Annotated in this window: 12 protein-coding genes and 1 tRNA gene; 7 read left to right on the top strand and 6 right to left on the bottom strand. The window is 50.6% G+C overall.

The genetic code is table 11. The features are described from left to right. Window positions 1-122: 122 nt before the first annotated feature. Window positions 123-207 (top strand) — tRNA-Leu (locus N3Z11_RS14835). 12 nt (window positions 208-219) lie between these two features. On the opposite strand, the gene N3Z11_RS14840 is transcribed toward N3Z11_RS14835, so the two are convergent. Beyond that, on the bottom strand, window positions 220-369 hold the full coding sequence (locus tag N3Z11_RS14840; protein ID WP_260657981.1) for a hypothetical protein: 150 nt from the start codon (window positions 367-369) through the stop codon (window positions 220-222). 67 nt (window positions 370-436) lie between these two features. Between N3Z11_RS14840 and N3Z11_RS14845 the strand changes: the two genes are divergently transcribed. Together N3Z11_RS14845 and N3Z11_RS14850 are read left to right on the top strand one after the other, a co-directional pair. Further along, window positions 437-1,639, top strand: coding sequence for a tetratricopeptide repeat protein (locus tag N3Z11_RS14845; RefSeq protein ID WP_260657982.1), 1,203 nt, complete (start codon window positions 437-439; stop codon window positions 1,637-1,639). A gap of 103 nt (window positions 1,640-1,742) precedes the next feature. After that, entirely contained in the window at window positions 1,743-2,675 is a 933-nt protein-coding gene (locus N3Z11_RS14850; RefSeq protein WP_260657983.1) for a M28 family peptidase, read from the top strand. Here N3Z11_RS14850 and N3Z11_RS14855 read toward each other — a convergent pair. The 3 genes from N3Z11_RS14855 to N3Z11_RS14865 are packed head-to-tail and all read right to left on the bottom strand — an operon-like array spanning window position 2,672 to window position 7,289. Next, window positions 2,672-4,264 carry an FAD-binding domain-containing protein gene (locus N3Z11_RS14855; protein WP_260657984.1) on the bottom strand — a complete coding sequence of 531 codons (1,593 nt, stop codon included), beginning with the start codon at window positions 4,262-4,264 and terminating at the stop codon, window positions 2,672-2,674. The two genes, N3Z11_RS14850 and N3Z11_RS14855, sit on opposite strands and share 4 nt — an antisense overlap. Next, entirely contained in the window at window positions 4,261-5,763 is a 1,503-nt protein-coding gene (locus N3Z11_RS14860; protein ID WP_260657985.1) for an FAD-binding domain-containing protein, read from the bottom strand. The genes N3Z11_RS14855 and N3Z11_RS14860 overlap by 4 nt, the downstream gene beginning before the upstream one ends. A gap of 2 nt (window positions 5,764-5,765) precedes the next feature. Further along, entirely contained in the window at window positions 5,766-7,289 is a 1,524-nt protein-coding gene (locus N3Z11_RS14865) for a cryptochrome/photolyase family protein (RefSeq protein WP_260657986.1), read from the bottom strand. A 180-nt stretch (window positions 7,290-7,469) separates the two neighbouring features. Here N3Z11_RS14865 and N3Z11_RS14870 point away from each other — a divergent pair, with 180 nt between their 5' ends. Beyond that, a complete protein-coding gene (locus N3Z11_RS14870; RefSeq protein WP_260657987.1) occupies window positions 7,470-8,012 on the top strand; it encodes a DUF2796 domain-containing protein in 543 nt (180 codons plus the stop codon). Between the two features lie 146 nt (window positions 8,013-8,158). Here N3Z11_RS14870 and N3Z11_RS14875 read toward each other — a convergent pair whose 3' ends face one another. Beyond that, entirely contained in the window at window positions 8,159-8,710 is a 552-nt protein-coding gene (locus N3Z11_RS14875; protein WP_260657988.1) for a DUF3299 domain-containing protein, read from the bottom strand. A 90-nt stretch (window positions 8,711-8,800) separates the two neighbouring features. Between N3Z11_RS14875 and N3Z11_RS14880 the strand changes: the two genes are divergently transcribed. From N3Z11_RS14880 to N3Z11_RS14890, 3 genes are all read left to right on the top strand, one after another. Further along, the gene (locus N3Z11_RS14880; protein ID WP_260657989.1) at window positions 8,801-9,532 is read left to right on the top strand and encodes an ABC transporter ATP-binding protein; all 732 of its coding nucleotides are present in this window, start codon (window positions 8,801-8,803) and stop codon (window positions 9,530-9,532) included. After that, window positions 9,523-10,779, top strand: coding sequence for an ABC transporter permease (locus N3Z11_RS14885; RefSeq protein ID WP_260657990.1), 1,257 nt, complete (start codon window positions 9,523-9,525; stop codon window positions 10,777-10,779). Before N3Z11_RS14880 ends, N3Z11_RS14885 begins: the two co-directional genes overlap by 10 nt. A gap of 80 nt (window positions 10,780-10,859) precedes the next feature. Beyond that, window positions 10,860-12,515 carry a diguanylate cyclase gene (locus tag N3Z11_RS14890; protein WP_260657991.1) on the top strand — a complete coding sequence of 552 codons (1,656 nt, stop codon included), beginning with the start codon at window positions 10,860-10,862 and terminating at the stop codon, window positions 12,513-12,515. Here N3Z11_RS14890 and N3Z11_RS14895 read toward each other — a convergent pair. Beyond that, window positions 12,481-16,335, bottom strand: a complete 3,855-nt coding sequence (locus tag N3Z11_RS14895) for a PAS domain S-box protein (protein WP_260657992.1) — start codon at window positions 16,333-16,335, stop codon at window positions 12,481-12,483. The genes N3Z11_RS14890 and N3Z11_RS14895 overlap by 35 nt on opposite strands. Window positions 16,336-16,386 lie beyond the last annotated feature (51 nt).

Consider the following 16,386-nt stretch of genomic DNA (forward strand, 5'->3'; position numbering starts at 1 on the left):
TGGAATTGGTAGACACACTAGCTTCAGGTGTTAGCGCTTCGCGGCGTGGGGGTTCGAGTCCCCCCCTAGGCACCAAAGTCGCAGACAAATAAAAGTCGTATTGCAAAATACGCAAAACACTTGCCTCGGTGGTGGAATTGGTAGACACACTAGCTTCAGGTGTTAGCGCTTCGCGGCGTGGGGGTTCGAGTCCCCCCCTAGGCACCAAATAATCCAGCTTTATGCTGGATTTTTTGTTTTTATACGCGGCAAAAATTTCTCTTTATTATTCCCCTGAATACCCTCTGTACCTGCATTGGCGTCGTCACTATGGCGACTGGCAAAAATTTTTGCCGCACAGATACTTTTTGTCACAATTTGTTCCGTCATCTGATAAAGCCTGTGCCGGCACTGCGGTATACACTCAAAGCTGTATGAACTGCAGTTGAGGTGTGTGATGCCCCTATTCATTCATCGGTCAGCCATCAAAATTTTATCCACCACTTTGTTGTTGTTTCTGACTGCCTGTCAGCAGGTGCCTGTGACACAGGAGCAGCAGCTTGCCGGGCTTTTGCTATTACAGGACAACGAGTTCCAGCCAATAACAACGCCTGTTGAAACCGAAGAACAAATTTTTGCCTTGCCGCACACTGTCGTCGAGCAGGCGCGTCAACAGGTTTTAGCTTATCAGTTCGCCGACGAACGCAGCCTGGCACTGCTGACCTTTATTTTTGGCAGTGACGGCGACCCGCTGGAGTATGTGAATAATGCCACACTCACAGCCACTGATACTTATCAGAAAAAACAAGCTAATTGTCTTTCTTTGACCATTTTGGCTTATAGTCTGGCGCAACAACTTGGGTTTGATGCATATTTTCAGGATGTTGATGTGCCTGAGTATTGGGTTACCCGTTCAGGGAACAGTATGTTAAACGGCCATGTGAATCTGATGATTTACCCTATTAAAATCAGCAGTTCTATCCAGCAAATTGTCGTGCTGAGAAACAATGGTTACCTGATTGATTTTGATATGGCACCGCAGCGGGCAAAACAACAAGCACAGCGGATTTCCGAGCAGACGATAGTGGCGATGTTTTATAACAATAAAGCCGCAGATGCGATGATGAATAATCAATATGATCTGGCTTACCATTATCTGAAAGCTGCTATCGCCAAAGCACCACAACTGGCACAGAACTGGAACAACCTGGCGGTGTTATATCGGAAAAAAGAGCTGTTAACGCAGGCAGAGCAGGTGTATTTGTATAGTTTGCGTCTGGAGCCGGAGCACACCAATACCATGTCAAATCTGGCGATGTTGTATGAACTGACCGGAAGAGTGCAGGAGGCCGCCGTACTGGACGCCAAAGTAGCCAAAAAACGGCTGAGTAATCCTTATTTTTTTATTATGCAAGGCAATGAAGCACTGGAGCGCCATGAGGCCGATGATGCCATTAAACACTTCCGGCGCAGTCTGAAATTACAACCCCATGTGCCAGAGGCTTATTTTGGACTGGCGCGCAGTTATCTGCTGAAGCAGGATCTGGTCAAAGCCAGTGGTTATCTGCAAACGGCCAAACGTTATTCCGACTCTGCTACTGAGCAGCGGCGTTATCAATATAAGCTGGATATGCTCAATGCAGTGGCAAAACAAGATTAACCCTGACCTTTCCTTCAAGTGCCAGCGCCATCGTCTGGCGCTTTTATTTGTATGGTTCTTTACATTTTCAGTTGTGCTGCTCCCCGGGGGAGCAGTGGCCGCAGTGCAACAATCCGCACAGTTCGCCATGCCCGGCCAATTGGCCGGCGCGAATGCCCAGGATGTGCTGTTTGAGCAGGCCTGGCAGGACTTACAACTGTTATCCGCCGATGAAATGGCCGGGCGCAGCAGTGGCAGTGAGGGCAGTGTGCTGGCACAACAATATCTGCAACAACGTTTTGCCGACCTTGGTTTAGTTGCCTTGACCGACAATTACCGCCAGCCCTTTCGTTATAACCTTGGTTTTAGTCAGCAGCATGGGGTGAATCTGATTGGACTGAAACAAGGTTGCCGTTATCCGGATATTTATATTGTGGTCACAGCACATTACGATCACCTGAAACCCCAGGGGAAACGGATTTTTAATGGCGCAGATGACAATGCCTCGGGCGTGGCCGGGATGTTATATCTTGCCGCTATGCTGCAAAGCCAGTGCCCGGCTTATTCTTATCTTTTTGTTGCCACAGACGCGGAAGAGCATGGGCTCGATGGAGCCAAAGCCTTTTTAGCGCAGCCACCGGTCAGCCCCGCAAAAATGTTGTTAAATATCAATCTCGATATGATTGGCCGCGGTGAAAGAAACAATAAGTTGTACCTGCTTGGTAAACGCAGTTTGCCCGTCATTTTACAAATGCCACGCACTGAAAAAAACGGCGTCCGACTGGTGCTGGCCAGTGACCGGCGGCCAGAGAGCAGAGGCAGCGCCAGCGTGGACTGGAGTAATGCCAGCGATCATGGGGTATTCAGGCGGGCCGGTATTCCTTATTTATATTTTGGCGTGGATCTTCATGCCGATTATCACAGCCCCAATGATGACTGGCAGCGGATTGATGCCGGTTTTTTTCAGGCGGCTTTAAGCCAAATTGCTGGCACTGTGCTTTGGCTGGAGCAACAAAGCCCGGCACAGTTACAGTATCCGCGCAACAGTACAAACTAAACTGAGTCTTCAGTAAACATCAGCAGCTGTTGTGGCTGTCCGGCTGCCTGTGCCAAAGCCCCGCCGGTTCTGGTGGTCCGAACCGGTCTTTTACGACTGGCGTGACGCTGTACCAGTTGTTGCTGCTGTGCACGCCACTGTGTTTTGTCCTGAAGTGCCGACCAGGTCGATAGTTTTGCTCTGGCTTCGCGCATCGCTTGTTCCAGCTGCACTATCGGCATCGGATAATCGCTGCCAAGCATTACACCATAACGCCGTTGTAACTGTGCCGGTAACAGCCATGGGCTATGCAACCAGTCATCCGGTAGCTGCGTAAGTTCAGGACACCAGCGCCGGATAAAATGCCCCTGGGGATCTTTTTGCTGGCTTTGTTTCAGCGGGTTATAGATGCGGTTTGGATTCATCGAAGTAGTACCGGACTGCATCTGAATTTGCGGGTAGTGAATACCGGGTTCGTAATCAACAAAACATTGCGCCAGAAACAGCGCCGTTGGCCGCCAATGTAACCACAGATGATAAGACGCAAAAGCCACCAGCATGGCGCGGCCACGAAAATGCAACCAGCCGGTGCTCAGTAAACAGCGAATAGCAGCGTCTATCAGCGGGTAGCCGGTTTGACCGGCACAAAAAGCAGCAAATTTTTCTCTGGAAAAATCCAGCTCGCGCATGCCATCAAAACCCGGATGCATATTGGTCATTTCAATCACCGGCTCATCTTCGAGCTTTTGCATAAAGTGACAATGCCAACGCAGCCTGCTGAAAAAAGCCTGCAGTGCAGTTTTGTGGGCGCCGGGCTGCAACTGCTGCATTTGTTGTACAGACTGCTGCTGCAAAGCGCGCATGCTCAGCATGCCGTAGCTTAAATAAGGGCTCAGCCGCGAGCAGCTTTGGCCTGCTTTGGCGGCAAAGGAAATATGTTTTTGATAGTTATTTGAGCGGCTTGCAAAAAAACTATGCAGGGTGTCGGGCAGGTTAGAGGCCTGCTGCATGCTGTGGCAGGGCGGTAAATCATGGCGTCTGGTTGGCGCAAGCTCAGTCAGTGTCTGCTTAAGGTCAGCCTCGGCTTGTAGTTGCGCAGAATGTGGTGTTAAAACAGGTGCCAACACAGGCACGAGCGCTGTTGGTGGTTTTTCCTGCGATGACTTTAGCCAGTCGTCGGCCTGATGAAACCAATGATCGCGGTTGGAAAGTGGCCGGAAAATGGCAAACTGACGAAACTGATGCCAGGCCACACCATGTGCTTTAAGTGCCTGAGCCACAGCCAAATCGCGCTGATAACTCCATAAGTTGCCGGTTTCTTCGTGGCTGAATACCGCAGTTGCCTGATATTGCTGACAAAGCTGCACTAACACTTTGCTGGCCGGGCCACGCTGCAGCAATAAAGGTTGCCCAAGCGAGCGCAGCTGTTTGTCCAGCTCCAGCAAAGCACCTTTGATAAATTGCCAGTGACGCAGCGAAGTATCAGGCTGCTGCCAGTAGTCGGGTTCAATAATATAAAGTGGCAACACAGGCCCGTGTTTGGCGGCAGCGCTCAGCGCGGCATGGTCGTTAATCCGTAAATCACGTTTAAACCACAAAATACTGATCATGGGTTTTGCAGCTGTTGTTGTAGTTTCTCCAGGCTGCTGTGCCAGTCTGGCCGTGCCGGCGGTAGACCAAGCTGTGCCGCATAAGGTGCTGCGATGCTACTGACATAAGGCAAATGTGCTGCCATGCCCAAAGAACGGAGTTCAGGCAACTGGCTGCGGATAAAGACAGCAGCCGGATCGTACTGCAGCGCTTGTTTCAGTTGATTAAAATAACGGCCGGGGGCTGTGCCGGCGCCGGCAATATAAGCCCAGTTGCCCCAGTTGCTGGCCACGTCATAATCCAGCAGCTGTTGTTCAAAAAAAGCCGCACCAAAACGCCAGTCCAGCGCCAAATCATAAATCAGGTAACTGGCCACCAGTTGCCGGCCACGGTTGGACATCAGGCCGGTTTGTAATAAAAAACGCATATTGGCATCCACCAGTGGCACACCGGTTTGCCCCTGACACCAGAGCTGAAATTTCAGTTGTTGCAGTGCCATATCGCCTTGAGATTCCGGCACCGGATGGCGGCCAAGCCCTTGCCGTCGAAAAAGCGCAGCGCCAAATTTGCGCTGGTGCCAGCGAAAATATTCGCGCCATAACAGTTCGAACTTCAGCCAGTAAGTCGAGTCGTTGGCGCCCAGGCTCTGCTCCAGCTGACAAATCTGTTGCCACACCCAACGCACTGACAAGCTGCCATGACTGAGCGCTGTAGATAAAAAGCTGGCGTAGCCCGGGGTTTGACCCGGCGGCACCATAGCGCCGTCGGCAGCCACATCACAAAACTGATTCCGGCTTTGTTTGTAGTGGTAAATGGCTTTATTTTCATAAAGATAAGCAAGAAACTGTGCTTGCTGCTGGCGCCCGGCGGCAATGTGGATGTTGTGCGGTTTGGGGCATAACAACAACTGCTGTTGCCAGTTTGCTTCCAGCGTCAGCAGCCAGGCTGCGCTTTCTTTGGTTTTTGCCAGCTCAGTGGCGCCCAGCCAGCGTCCGCTGATATTGTTGTCAGCACAAGCTGAGCTGACCCGGAGCTCAGGCTCACGCGCTTTTCTAAACTGGCTAAAACTGTCGGGAAAGGCGGCAAGTTCAGGTCGCAAGCTGTCGCCAAGCAGTGAATTTAAATCAACACAAGACACTGGCACATAGTGTGCGGCCAGTTGCTGCAGCTGCCGCTCTTCTTCGGCAACAGGCTCTGCCATGGTTACTGCGCTGATGCCAAGGGTCTTTATCAGCTGTGGCAGTAGCTCGGTGCTGTCGGCCAGCACACAGAGAAGGGGCAGCTGTAACTTTGCCAGTTGTAACCTGAAATCCTCAACCAGCCACAGCTGATGGCCAAGTCGTAGCCGGCTGGCTCTTGTGATGCCAAATTGGCTGCCAAAAAATTGTTTTTTCTCCAGCAGCACCAGTGCGATGCAGTCGTCCTGTTGCTGCAACAGTGCGATGCAGTCGTCCTGTTGCTGCAACAGTGGATTGTCAGTCAGTCGCAGTGCCTGATTTAGCATTACCAGACGGGTCATGCTCAGAGTTTTTCCAGTTTGATTAAAAGTTCAGCCGCATAATCACGAATGGCCTGTTGTGAATCGGCCGGTTTGCGCCGCCATTGCTGATACGCCAGTTGCATCCTGGCATTGCCGGCCAGTTTGTCTTCGTTGCGGGCCAGAAAATCCCAATACAGTGCATTAAAAGGGCAGGCGCCTTCACCCGTGACCTTTTTCACCTGATAACTACAGTGCTGACAATAGTTGCTCATGCGCTGAATATAATTGCCGCTGGCAGCATAGGGTTTAGACGCCAGCACACCGCCATCGGCAAACAGCGCCATACCGCTGGTGTTGGGCAGCTGCACCCACTCAAAAGCATCGGCATACACCGACAGATACCAGTCATTCATCGCCTCTACCGACAAACCGGCCAACAGTGCAAAGTTGCCGGTGATCATCAGCCGCTGAATATGGTGGGAATATGCATATTGCCGGGTGTGGTCAATAGCCTGCTGCATACAACGCATTTTGGTATTGCCATGCCAGTAATAGGCAGGGAGGGCGCGCTCGGCAGCAAAAAAGTTCAGCGTTTTATAATCCGGCATCAGCAACCAGTACAAACCGCGCACATATTCGCGCCAGCCAATCAATTGTCGGATAAAACCTTCGGCCGCATTCAGTGGTACCTTGCCTTCCCGATAAGCCAGCTCCACTTTCTGACACATCCAGCGCACATCCAATAAACCAATGTTCAGATAAAGCGCGCTGACGCTGTGAAATAAAAACGGCTGATCAAGCTGCATTGCGTCCTGATACTGGCCAAACAGCGGCAATTGCTGACTGACAAAATCAAGAAAAACCGCCCTGGCGTCCTTGCCAGTGACGGCGAGAGAAAAGGTGTCTGCATCGCCCATATGCTGACTAAATTCACGTTTGACCAGCGCAATCACTTCAGTGGTGATGTGGTCCTGCTGCACAGCGCTGGGGGTGGGGAGTTGCAGGTGGTCCGGACAACTTTGTCTGTTGTCATGGTCAAAATTCCATTTGCCACCTTCGGGCTCGCTGCCGTTCATCAAGAGGCCGGTGTAACGGCGCATTTCACGGTAAAAATATTCCATCCTGAACTGACTGCGGCCGTCTGCCCAGCGTCTGAACATCTCGGTACTGGCAATAAAACGATCGTCCGGCAACACTGTCACCGGCTTTTTTAACAGCGCTGGCCAGGTTGAGATTTCCTGCGCCAGCCGGTATTCAGCCGCTTCAGTCAGCAATACTTCTGTCAGTTGTGGCTGCTGGCTCAGCGTCGTGGCGACGGATTCATATAAAGACGAAATCCGCTCTTCATACTGAAAATACTTTACCTCCATACCCTGGGCGCGCAGGCTGGCGGCAAAGTGACGCATTGCACTGAAAATCAGCACTATTTTATGCTGGTGATGGCGTACATAACCGGCTTCTGCCTGTACTTCTGCCATTAGCACCAGATCGCCGCTTTGCCATTGCCTTAAGCTGGCAAGGGCCGGACTTAGTTGATCACCCAAAATCAGAATCAGTTTTGCCATAACAATCAGACTGGCACTCAAAGCAACAAGATATTGACATTACGCACCAACCCGCCGGAAAGATCAGACCGGATAAACTGATTTTGCCGGTGGCTGGTCTTAGCATATTGCGCGGCCGATTGCAGTGTGTTTCTGTTGCGGTATGATTCGGCCAGAATGATTGCTGCACAGGAGATAACAATGAACACTAATCGGAGCAAAAAATGTTGGTCGGGCGCGCTGAGCATAGTCGTCATGGCCTCAATGATGTTAGGCGCAGGGCTGGCACAGGCGCAGCAACATAACGAACATGGTGCCCATCAGCATGGCAAAGCCAGCCTGACATTTGTGCTGGATGGTAATGAAGCTGAGCTGGTGTTAACTACTGCGGCGGCCAATATTGTTGGTTTTGAGCATAAAGCCAGTACTGATGCTGAAAAACAGCAACAACAGCAGCAGCTGGAGATGCTCAAAAGTGGCAGCTGGTTTGCGCTTGCCGAAGCAGCCAATTGCAGTATCAGCGGGCATAATTTCCGCGAAGAGCAGGGTGAAGCCAATCATGCTGATTTATATGTAGATTTTCAGATTTTATGTCAGGCTCCATTAAAATTGTCCGACATCAGTTTTAGCCTGTTTAGCCAAAGCCCGGCGCTGGAAAGTATTGATGTGCAATATCTGGTAAATGGTGAGGCTGCTGTGGCTGAGTTGTCTGCAAAAAATGCGGTGTTGAAATTAATCCGCTGATAACAATAGAAAAGTATTGTTGTCGTTTTGCCGGTAAATACCGGCTTTGCAGTTGAGTACAGCTAAAGTGCCGTCAAAACAATAAAAAAGCCTGATATAAATCAGGCTTTTTTATGTATCCGGTTTTTGCCTGGGGCTGTGATTTGTTATTCGTACACATACTCACTGATTTTGTCGGCTTTAATGCTGTACGCCGAATTGGCCAGATCGTGGCTCATGGTTTCAGTGGTTAAGGTGCCTTCGAGCCAGAAAGGGTTGTAAATCATATCTGCCTTTAAACCTTTGGCATTGGTGACAAAAATAATCTGGTTTGGTGGTGGTGGTGGCACGTGAATACAGGCACCAAAATAAGGCACCAGGAAAAAAGCGGTAATGTTTTGGTCGGCATCATATTCAATAGGCACCACAAAACCCGGGATCCGCACTTTTTTGCCGTTGAGCTCACTGCGCACTTTGGCGGACTGCAGCACTTCGGCCCAGGCCTGGCTGGCCGGATCATCTTTATTCAGTTTATTAATGGCAGAACCACCGCCTTCGCCGCCTTCATGGCTGACTTCCGGCAAGGCTTCCATTTTGGCCAAATCTTCCGGGGGTAATAAATCAGTCCATTCCAGCGTTTGCACTGCTTGTGCGCTGGCTGCTTGTTCGCTTGTGGCGGCAGAAGTCTGGAATGCGACCAGACTCAGGAATAATCCCATCAACAACGGCTTGAACATTGGAGCTTACTCTCGCGCTTATGTTATAAAGTAATAATTGTGCCGTATCATATCACTTTGCCGAGAATGCTTGTGCCTGCAAAACCGAATTTTCCCGCGCTTGAACTCAAAAATTTTTATTTCAGTTACCAGGGGCCAACCGCTTTTAGCCTGCAGTTACCTGATCTGCAGCTTGAGGTCGGGCAGCATTTATTTATCCGTGGAGCTTCGGGTTCAGGTAAAACCACTTTGCTGAATTTATTGTCCGGTATTCACCCGTTAAGCCGCGGAGAGATCCGGATCCATGGCGCTTTATTTCAGCCACAAAAAGCCGCCCGCCGTGATTTGATGCGCGCCAGAGATATTGGCGTGGTGTTTCAGCAATTAAATCTTATCAGCTATTTGTCGGTGCTGGATAACGTGTTGCTGGCGGCGGAATTTGCCGGCAGTCGCGCTGCGGCCACAATACAGAGAGCGCAGATGTTGTTGACTGCCCTTGGCCTTGAGGCCGCATTGTGGCGGCAAAGTGCGGTGAACCTGAGTGTGGGTCAGCAACAAAGAGTGGCTATTGCCAGAGCCTTGCTGAATGAACCGGCGCTGCTGATTGCCGATGAACCGACCTCGGCGCTGGATGCCGACAACAGAGATGCTTTTATCCGCCTGATGCTGAGCGAAGCAAACCGCTGCGGCACCACAGTGCTGTTTGTCAGCCATGACGCTCAGCTTGCCCGTTATTTTCAATGGCAATTACGGATGGATAAGCTGGCTGATGGTATTCAACCGCTGGCGGCAGCACGGCAGACGGAGGACAGCTTATGTTGTTAAAACTGGCCAGACAAAGTTTATGGCACAGGCGCGGCACAGTGCTGATGACCTTGTTGTCGCTGACCATCAGTATTGCGTTATTGCTGGGCATTGATCATCTACGCCTCGAAGCCAAACGCAGTTTCACCAGCACAGTGTCGGGCACAGATTTAATTGTCGGTGCGCGCTCAGGCCAGCTGAATTTATTGTTGTATTCGGTATTCCGCCTTGGCAATGCTACCAATAACATCAGTTATCAGCACTATCAGCAGCTATCTTCACATCCACAGGTGGCCTGGGCTATTCCAATGGCACTGGGTGATTCACACCGAGGTTTTCGGGTGATAGGTACCAATGGCGATTATTTCCGTTATTTCCGTTATGGACAGCAGCAATCCCTGAGCTTTGCAAAAGGTGAAGCCTTCAGCACTGTGTATCAGGTGGTGCTGGGGGCAACAGTTGCGGAAAAACTGGGGTATCAGCTTGGCGATCAAATCATTTTGTCGCATGGCGTGGGTGCAGTCAGTTTTACCCAGCATAAAGATCAGCCCTTTGCCGTGGTGGGTATTCTGGCGGCAACAGGCACGCCGGTGGATCAGAGTGTGCACGTCAGCCTGGAAAGTATTGAAGCCATTCACCTTGGCTGGCAGGGCGGCGCGCCGGGTTTTGGCAAAAAGCCCAAACTAAACGACACCCAACTGCAACAGCTTGAGCCTAAGGTGCTGACCGCTTTTATGCTGGGGTTAAAATCCAAAGTGGCTACTTTTGCTATTCAGCGGCAAATTAATGAATTTAAAGCCGAACCATTAACCGCCATCTTGCCAGGAGCAGCTCTTGCTGAACTCTGGCAAATGCTGGCCATGGTGGAAAACATGTTATTGCTGGTGACCTTACTGGTGCTGATTGCGGCCTTGATTGGGATGGTCACCACTTTGCTGGCGGCAATGAAAGAGCGGCAACGGGAAATGGCGATTTTACGGGCCGTTGGCGCAAGGCCATGGCAGCTATTTTGTCTTATTCAGCTGGAAGTTTTTTGTATCAGTCTGGCCAGTATCGGCAGCGCTTTATTGCTGCTTTGTGGCTCGTTAGCGGTGTTACAGCCGCTTCTGAGCAGCAGTTATGGTCTGGTGATTTCCTGGTTGCCCTGGCATGGTCATACCGCAGCTTTATTGGCGGCACTGCTGGCACTGGCGTTATTGTTGGGGGCAATTCCGTCTTATCTGACTTACCGGCAAAGTTTGGCACAGGGCCTGACGGTGCGTTTGTAAGCTGTTGGACCTATTCTAACCGCTTGGTTGTTCAGGGAACTTTGCTATAGTAAGGCATCGGAATAAAGCGAAGCGGACGCATGACAAACGCAAAAGAAAAGCTCGAGCAACAAATGGCTCTGTTGCACCAGCAATATCTGGATCGATTACAACAGGAATTGCCACAGTTGCAGCAGCAGCTGGACCAACTGGATACAACTGCGGATTGGCGTCCGCTGGTTGCTAAACTGCTGGCAAGTTTTCACACTCTGGCAGGTTCTGCCGGCACCTTTGGTTTTCATGAGCTGGGCCAGTCTGCCAAGGCGCTTGAGCTGCAGGCTAAAAACTGGCTGGCTGATACCAATGCCCCTGCGGCTGAGCAAATCGACAGTTTCCGCCATATTTTTTCCCAGTTGCGCCAGCAAAAACGCCTGGTGGTGCAGCAGCGGCAGCAGTTACCTGTTGCCGCCAAAAGTAACGAGAAAAAACAAACGCTGATTTATCTGCTGGAAGATGAAGGTGATACAGCGCGGCATTTGTGCCTGACTTTATCCACTTTTGGTTATGTGGTGGAGTGGTTTAAACAAAGCCATTTGTTGCAGGCTGCACTACTGCGAAAGTTACCTGATGCATTGATCATCGACATAGAGTTGCCTGAAGAAACTGAGAGTGGCCTTAGTTTTGTTGAACGTATGCAGCAACAGTTGCCGGAGCAGTTACCACTTTTTGTGATCAGTGGTCATGATCATTTTGATTTTTACCTCAAAGCGGTGCGCTGTGGCGCTTTGGGTTATTTTGTAAAACCTATTAATGCCCAGGCTTTGGAAGCGCGCTTACAGCGATTGTTGGCCGGCAGGCAGCGCGATGCATTCAGAGTGCTGATTGTCGATGACGACCAACTGCTGGCTAAGCATTATGCGCTGGTGCTTGAAACGGCGGGTTTGCGTGCTGAGATCCTGAATGATCCGGCAGATATTTTTGCCGGTTTACGTAAATTCCACCCAGATGTGATTCTGCTCGACGTCAATATGCCGCAATGCACAGGGCCTGAGCTGGCGCAACTTATCCGGTTACAGGATGAGTGGCTGGGGGTGCCTATTATTTATTTATCTTCGGAAACCGACAGTGAGCGGCAGCTGGCGGTGTTGATCAAAGCGGGTGATGACTTCCTGACCAAACCTATCAGCGACAATGCGCTGGTGGTGGCTATTTTTGCCAGAGCTCAGCGTGCCCGTCAGCTGGCCGAAGTGATGACCAAAGACAGCCTGACCGGCTTATTACAACACGCACATATAAAAGAGCGTCTGGCAACTGAGCTGGAACGCAGTGACAGGGCGCAGCAGCAGGTCAGTGTGGTGATGCTGGATATCGACCACTTTAAAAAGGTCAACGACAATTATGGCCATTTAACCGGCGATCAGGTGATTACCAGCCTGGCGAATCTGTTAAAACAGCAGTTGCGTAAAACCGACATGATAGGCCGTTACGGCGGTGAAGAGTTTTTGCTGGTATTGCCGGATTGTCCGGTGGAAAAAGCTTTTAGTGTCATTGATAAACTGCGTGAGTCTTTTGCCGGTTTCCCTTTTAGTTTTGATAACCACACCTTTTATTGCACTTTTAGCGCAGGTATTGCCTGTGGCAACGGCCACCTGCAGCCTGATCTGGTGATAGAGCAGGCTGATCAGGCGTTGTATCAGGCGAAAACCAATGGCCGCAATCAGGTCAGGATTTTTGCAGCGCCAGTAGCTGATGAATAGTATCCAATAATTGTGGAATGGCATGCTGACCTTTAGCCAGCACAGCCTCCACTCTGGCACATTGTTCTGCAGTCACCTGCTCTGACGACCAGACCAGCACCGGAACATGCTGATGTTGTTTAGCGATGAGCGGCAACAGCTCCCAACCTGAACCATCCGGTAAACCTAAATCCAGTACCACCAGATCAAAATGTTGCTGTTGCAATAACCGGCTGGCTTCTTCCACCGAGCCAGCACTGACGGTGCAGGCTTCATCGATGGTAAGCTGCTGCAGCGAGCTCAGCGCCGGATCATCTTCTACATGTAAAATTTTGGCTTTGGCCGGGCTGAGCAAATTGTGCAGCTTGTCCAGTAACACATCAGGTTGCAGCGGTTTGGTCAGCCAGTCAAAAGCGGTAAAGCCGGTATAGAGCGTTTGTCCTTCCTGTTTTTCCACCGAAATCACCAGAATCGGCAAGTTGGCGGTCTGACGCTGGCTGCGCAGTTCACTGATAAAGGCTGCAGCATGGCCATCCGGCAGATGCATATCCAGCGTCATGGCAACAAAACTGCGTAAACTCAAAGCTCTTCTGGCGCTCGCCAGATTATGGGCCGTGCTGACCAGATAACCCGAGGTTTCCAGCAGCATTTTTATGTAACCGGCAACGGCCGGATCGTCTTCCACCACCAGTACAGCATCGCGGTGCAAGCTGTTGCCAGGCTGCAGAGTCGGGAAATAAAGTGCAAAACAACTGCCACCTTCCGGGCGTTTGTGATAACTGATATGGCCGAGCATGCGCTCAGTCAGCTCTTTGACAATAGCAAGACCAAGGCCTGTGCCTTCTTTGCTGCGGGCGTCAGCTGAATCAGCCTGAGAGAATTTTTCAAACATCCGTAGTTGGAACTCAGGACTGATGCCAGGGCCTGCATCCAGTACCTCAATCATCACTTCAGTGTTTTTCTGGCTGAGTTTTACCAGTATTTCACTGCCGGCAGGGGAGAACTTGGCTGCGTTTGACAATAAATTGGCCATGATTTGATGAAAGCGCATCGGATCAAGCTGCACAGCACCATCTGTATCTGCTTCCAACCTGATTCGGGCCTGATATTTGTCCGCATAAGGTTGGTTATGTAACACACTTTGTTCCAGTAATTCTTTGATAGAGCAGGTCGAAAACTCAAACTGCATTTTACCGGCCACCAGTTTATCAATGTCGAGCAAATCGTTAATCAGCTGGCTGAGTTTGTTACTGTTCTCCTGTGCTATGGCCAGCATATTCTGCATGGTTTTTGGCACTTCGCCCAAAGCGCCGCCGCTAATCAGCCCAAGCGCACCGGAAATGGCAGTGAGCGGGGTACGAAGTTCATGGCTGACGGTAGAGACAAACTGATTTTTCATCTGCTCTATGCGTTTGTGCTCGGTAATATCCTGAATAATGGACCAGCTTTGTTGTTCGCCACTGGCACTTTGAATAAGCACACCACTTTGTACCACAGGCACCAGATGGCCATCCTGATGCAGCAGTTCTTTTTCATAAGGACCATAACGGCCGGTTTGTTGTAACGAAGTTAATTGTTGTTGTTCCTGTTCGTCGTAACTGGCAGGGGTCAGATCGGCAAAACGGCTATGGATCAGGCTGTGGTGGTCATAGCCCAGCATATGTTGCAGTTCAGGGTTGGCGTCCAGAATAACGCCATCATCAAACCGGCTTAGCACTATGGCAAGAGGAGCCAGCTGGTACAAAGACGATAGTTTTTGTTCACTGGCCCGCAGTGCCAGCTGTGCTTCTTTTTGCGCTGTGATATCCCAGATAAAACCGTCGATATAGAGCAGCTGATTGTTTTGATCAAAAATGCCGCGACCAAGCTCCTGCACCCAACGGATTGAACCATCGGCGTGACGAATACGATATTCAACGCTAAAACGGCTGTGATTGGCCAGCTCACGTTCCACCACCACTCTGTTGTTCTGACTGTCTTCCGGCAGCGTAATGCCGGCGAAGCTGGTGACTTTATTGCGGATAAAGTTTTTTGCCGGATAACCTGTCAGTTTTTCCACTTCATCACTGATAAACAACATGGTCCAGTGCGCATCATTAATACAGCGATACACCACGCCCGGCAGGTTCTCCAGCATAGAGCGGTGCCTTTGTTCACTGAGTAACAAAGCATGGTTCAGTTGCTCCAGCTGGGTAATATCAACAGCCACGCCCATATAACCCAGTACGCTGCCATCGTCGTTGCGCATCACAGACACACTGAGCCGAACCTGTTTCCGTTCACCATTTTTACAGATGTAGGTCCATTGCCGGGTTTCACCGGAGCCACGCCGCGCCGCATAAACAAAGGTATCAAAACCGCTGATGTTTTCCTGGAACTGTTTACTCAGTTGTTCGGCGCGGCGGGTAATTTCGGCGGCATCATGAAATAACGCCGGGCTTTGTTTACCCACCAGTTCGGTGGCGCTGTAACCCAGCATGCGCTCGGCACCTGTGTTAAACAGCTGAATAATGCCGTTGGGGTCTGTTGAAATCATTGCGACTTCGGTTGAGGAATCCACCACAGCCTGCAGCCAGGAGCGGCTTGCCATCAGCTCAGCTTCGCGTTTTTTGTCCTGGCTGATATCGGTATGGGTACCAAACATTAATAACGGCTTGCCGCTTTGATCCCAGCTGGTCACCCGGCCTACAGCGTGGATCCAGACCCAGTGCCCAAGCTGATGGCGCATGCGAAATTTCACATCATAAAATGGCAATAAACCGGCAAAATGCTGCTGTAACAGCTCAGTTGATGGCTGCAGGTCGTCCGGGTGTAACAAGCGCTCCCAGGTGGCAATGGTGGTGTGAGACTCTTGTGGCAGTCCCAGCATCTGGTACCAGCGGGCGTTGTAAATAGTGACGCCGGTCTGAATATTCCATTCCCAGGTGCCGAGGTTGGTGCCCTGAATAATAGCGTCCAGCCGGTCACGCTCTTGCTGGGTTTTTTGTTGTTGCTGATGGCTTTCGGTAATGTCGGTGCCAACAATCACCACATGTTCAACCTCAGCCTGAGAGGATTTTTGCGGCACAAAACACAGGCTCAGAATGCGGCCGTTGCGCTCAGGGGTTATATATTCAACCTGTTCACCGGCAAAACAACGTGCAAGCGAAGGTGCCAGTTCATCACTGAACTCTTTGCCAAAAACCTCCTCAATAGTGCGTCCGACCGCCTGTTCCGGCTTTACATCAAACCAGGCGGAATATTTGGCATTACAAAATACATAACGTTGTTGCCGGTCAATTTGGCCCAGCAGCACAGGCACATGCTCAGTGACTGTTGTTAAAGTTTGTTGTTGCTGTGCTTTTTCCCGCGCCAGCAAACGGTTTTGCATCAAACTAACGGCTTGTTTGGCCAATAATTTCAGCGCTTCTTTTTGCGCCTCTGTCAGCTCACGGGGACTGGTATCTATTACACACAAAGTGCCGACGGAAAGGTCGGGCTTGACCAGCAGCGGGGCACCGGCATAAAAGCGGATGCCGTTGGGTTTGGTCACTAGTGGGCTATCTGCAAAACGCGGGTCTAATAAGGCGTCTGGTACGTATGTCAGCTGATCCGGCTGCAAAATAGCATGAGCACAAAACGAAACATCTCTCCTTGTCTCGTTTTCCGCCATATTCAGTTTGGCTTTAAACCACTGACGATCTTTATCTATCAGGCTGATAAGAGAAGTGTGCGACTGGCAAATCAGCGCAGCTAAGCGGGTTAAAGCATCAAAGTCCGGATCGGCCTGAGTATCAAGAATTTGCAGCTGATACAGGAAATTCAGGCGTTCGGCTTCATTATGGGGTAAAGCAGGTTTCATAAACAGAAAGTACACCGGACATAGGTCATTCCAGTGTACGCTGATTTTTTA

This window comes from Rheinheimera sp. 4Y26 (assembly GCF_025245835.1).
Taxonomy (GTDB): Bacteria; Pseudomonadota; Gammaproteobacteria; order Enterobacterales; family Alteromonadaceae; genus Pararheinheimera.

Coding starts and splice junctions, on each gene's coding strand:
- N3Z11_RS14890 (WP_260657991.1), top strand. CDS start 10,860: ATGACAAACGCAAAAGAAAAGCTCGAGCAACAAATGGCTCTGTTGCAC.
- N3Z11_RS14855 (WP_260657984.1), bottom strand. CDS start 4,264: ATGATCAGTATTTTGTGGTTTAAACGTGATTTACGGATTAACGACCAT.
- N3Z11_RS14875 (WP_260657988.1), bottom strand. CDS start 8,710: ATGGGATTATTCCTGAGTCTGGTCGCATTCCAGACTTCTGCCGCCACA.
- N3Z11_RS14840 (WP_260657981.1), bottom strand. CDS start 369: ATGACGGAACAAATTGTGACAAAAAGTATCTGTGCGGCAAAAATTTTT.
- N3Z11_RS14870 (WP_260657987.1), top strand. CDS start 7,470: ATGAACACTAATCGGAGCAAAAAATGTTGGTCGGGCGCGCTGAGCATA.
- N3Z11_RS14860 (WP_260657985.1), bottom strand. CDS start 5,763: ATGACCCGTCTGGTAATGCTAAATCAGGCACTGCGACTGACTGACAAT.
- N3Z11_RS14895 (WP_260657992.1), bottom strand. CDS start 16,335: ATGAAACCTGCTTTACCCCATAATGAAGCCGAACGCCTGAATTTCCTG.
- N3Z11_RS14845 (WP_260657982.1), top strand. CDS start 437: ATGCCCCTATTCATTCATCGGTCAGCCATCAAAATTTTATCCACCACT.
- N3Z11_RS14885 (WP_260657990.1), top strand. CDS start 9,523: ATGTTGTTAAAACTGGCCAGACAAAGTTTATGGCACAGGCGCGGCACA.
- N3Z11_RS14865 (WP_260657986.1), bottom strand. CDS start 7,289: ATGGCAAAACTGATTCTGATTTTGGGTGATCAACTAAGTCCGGCCCTT.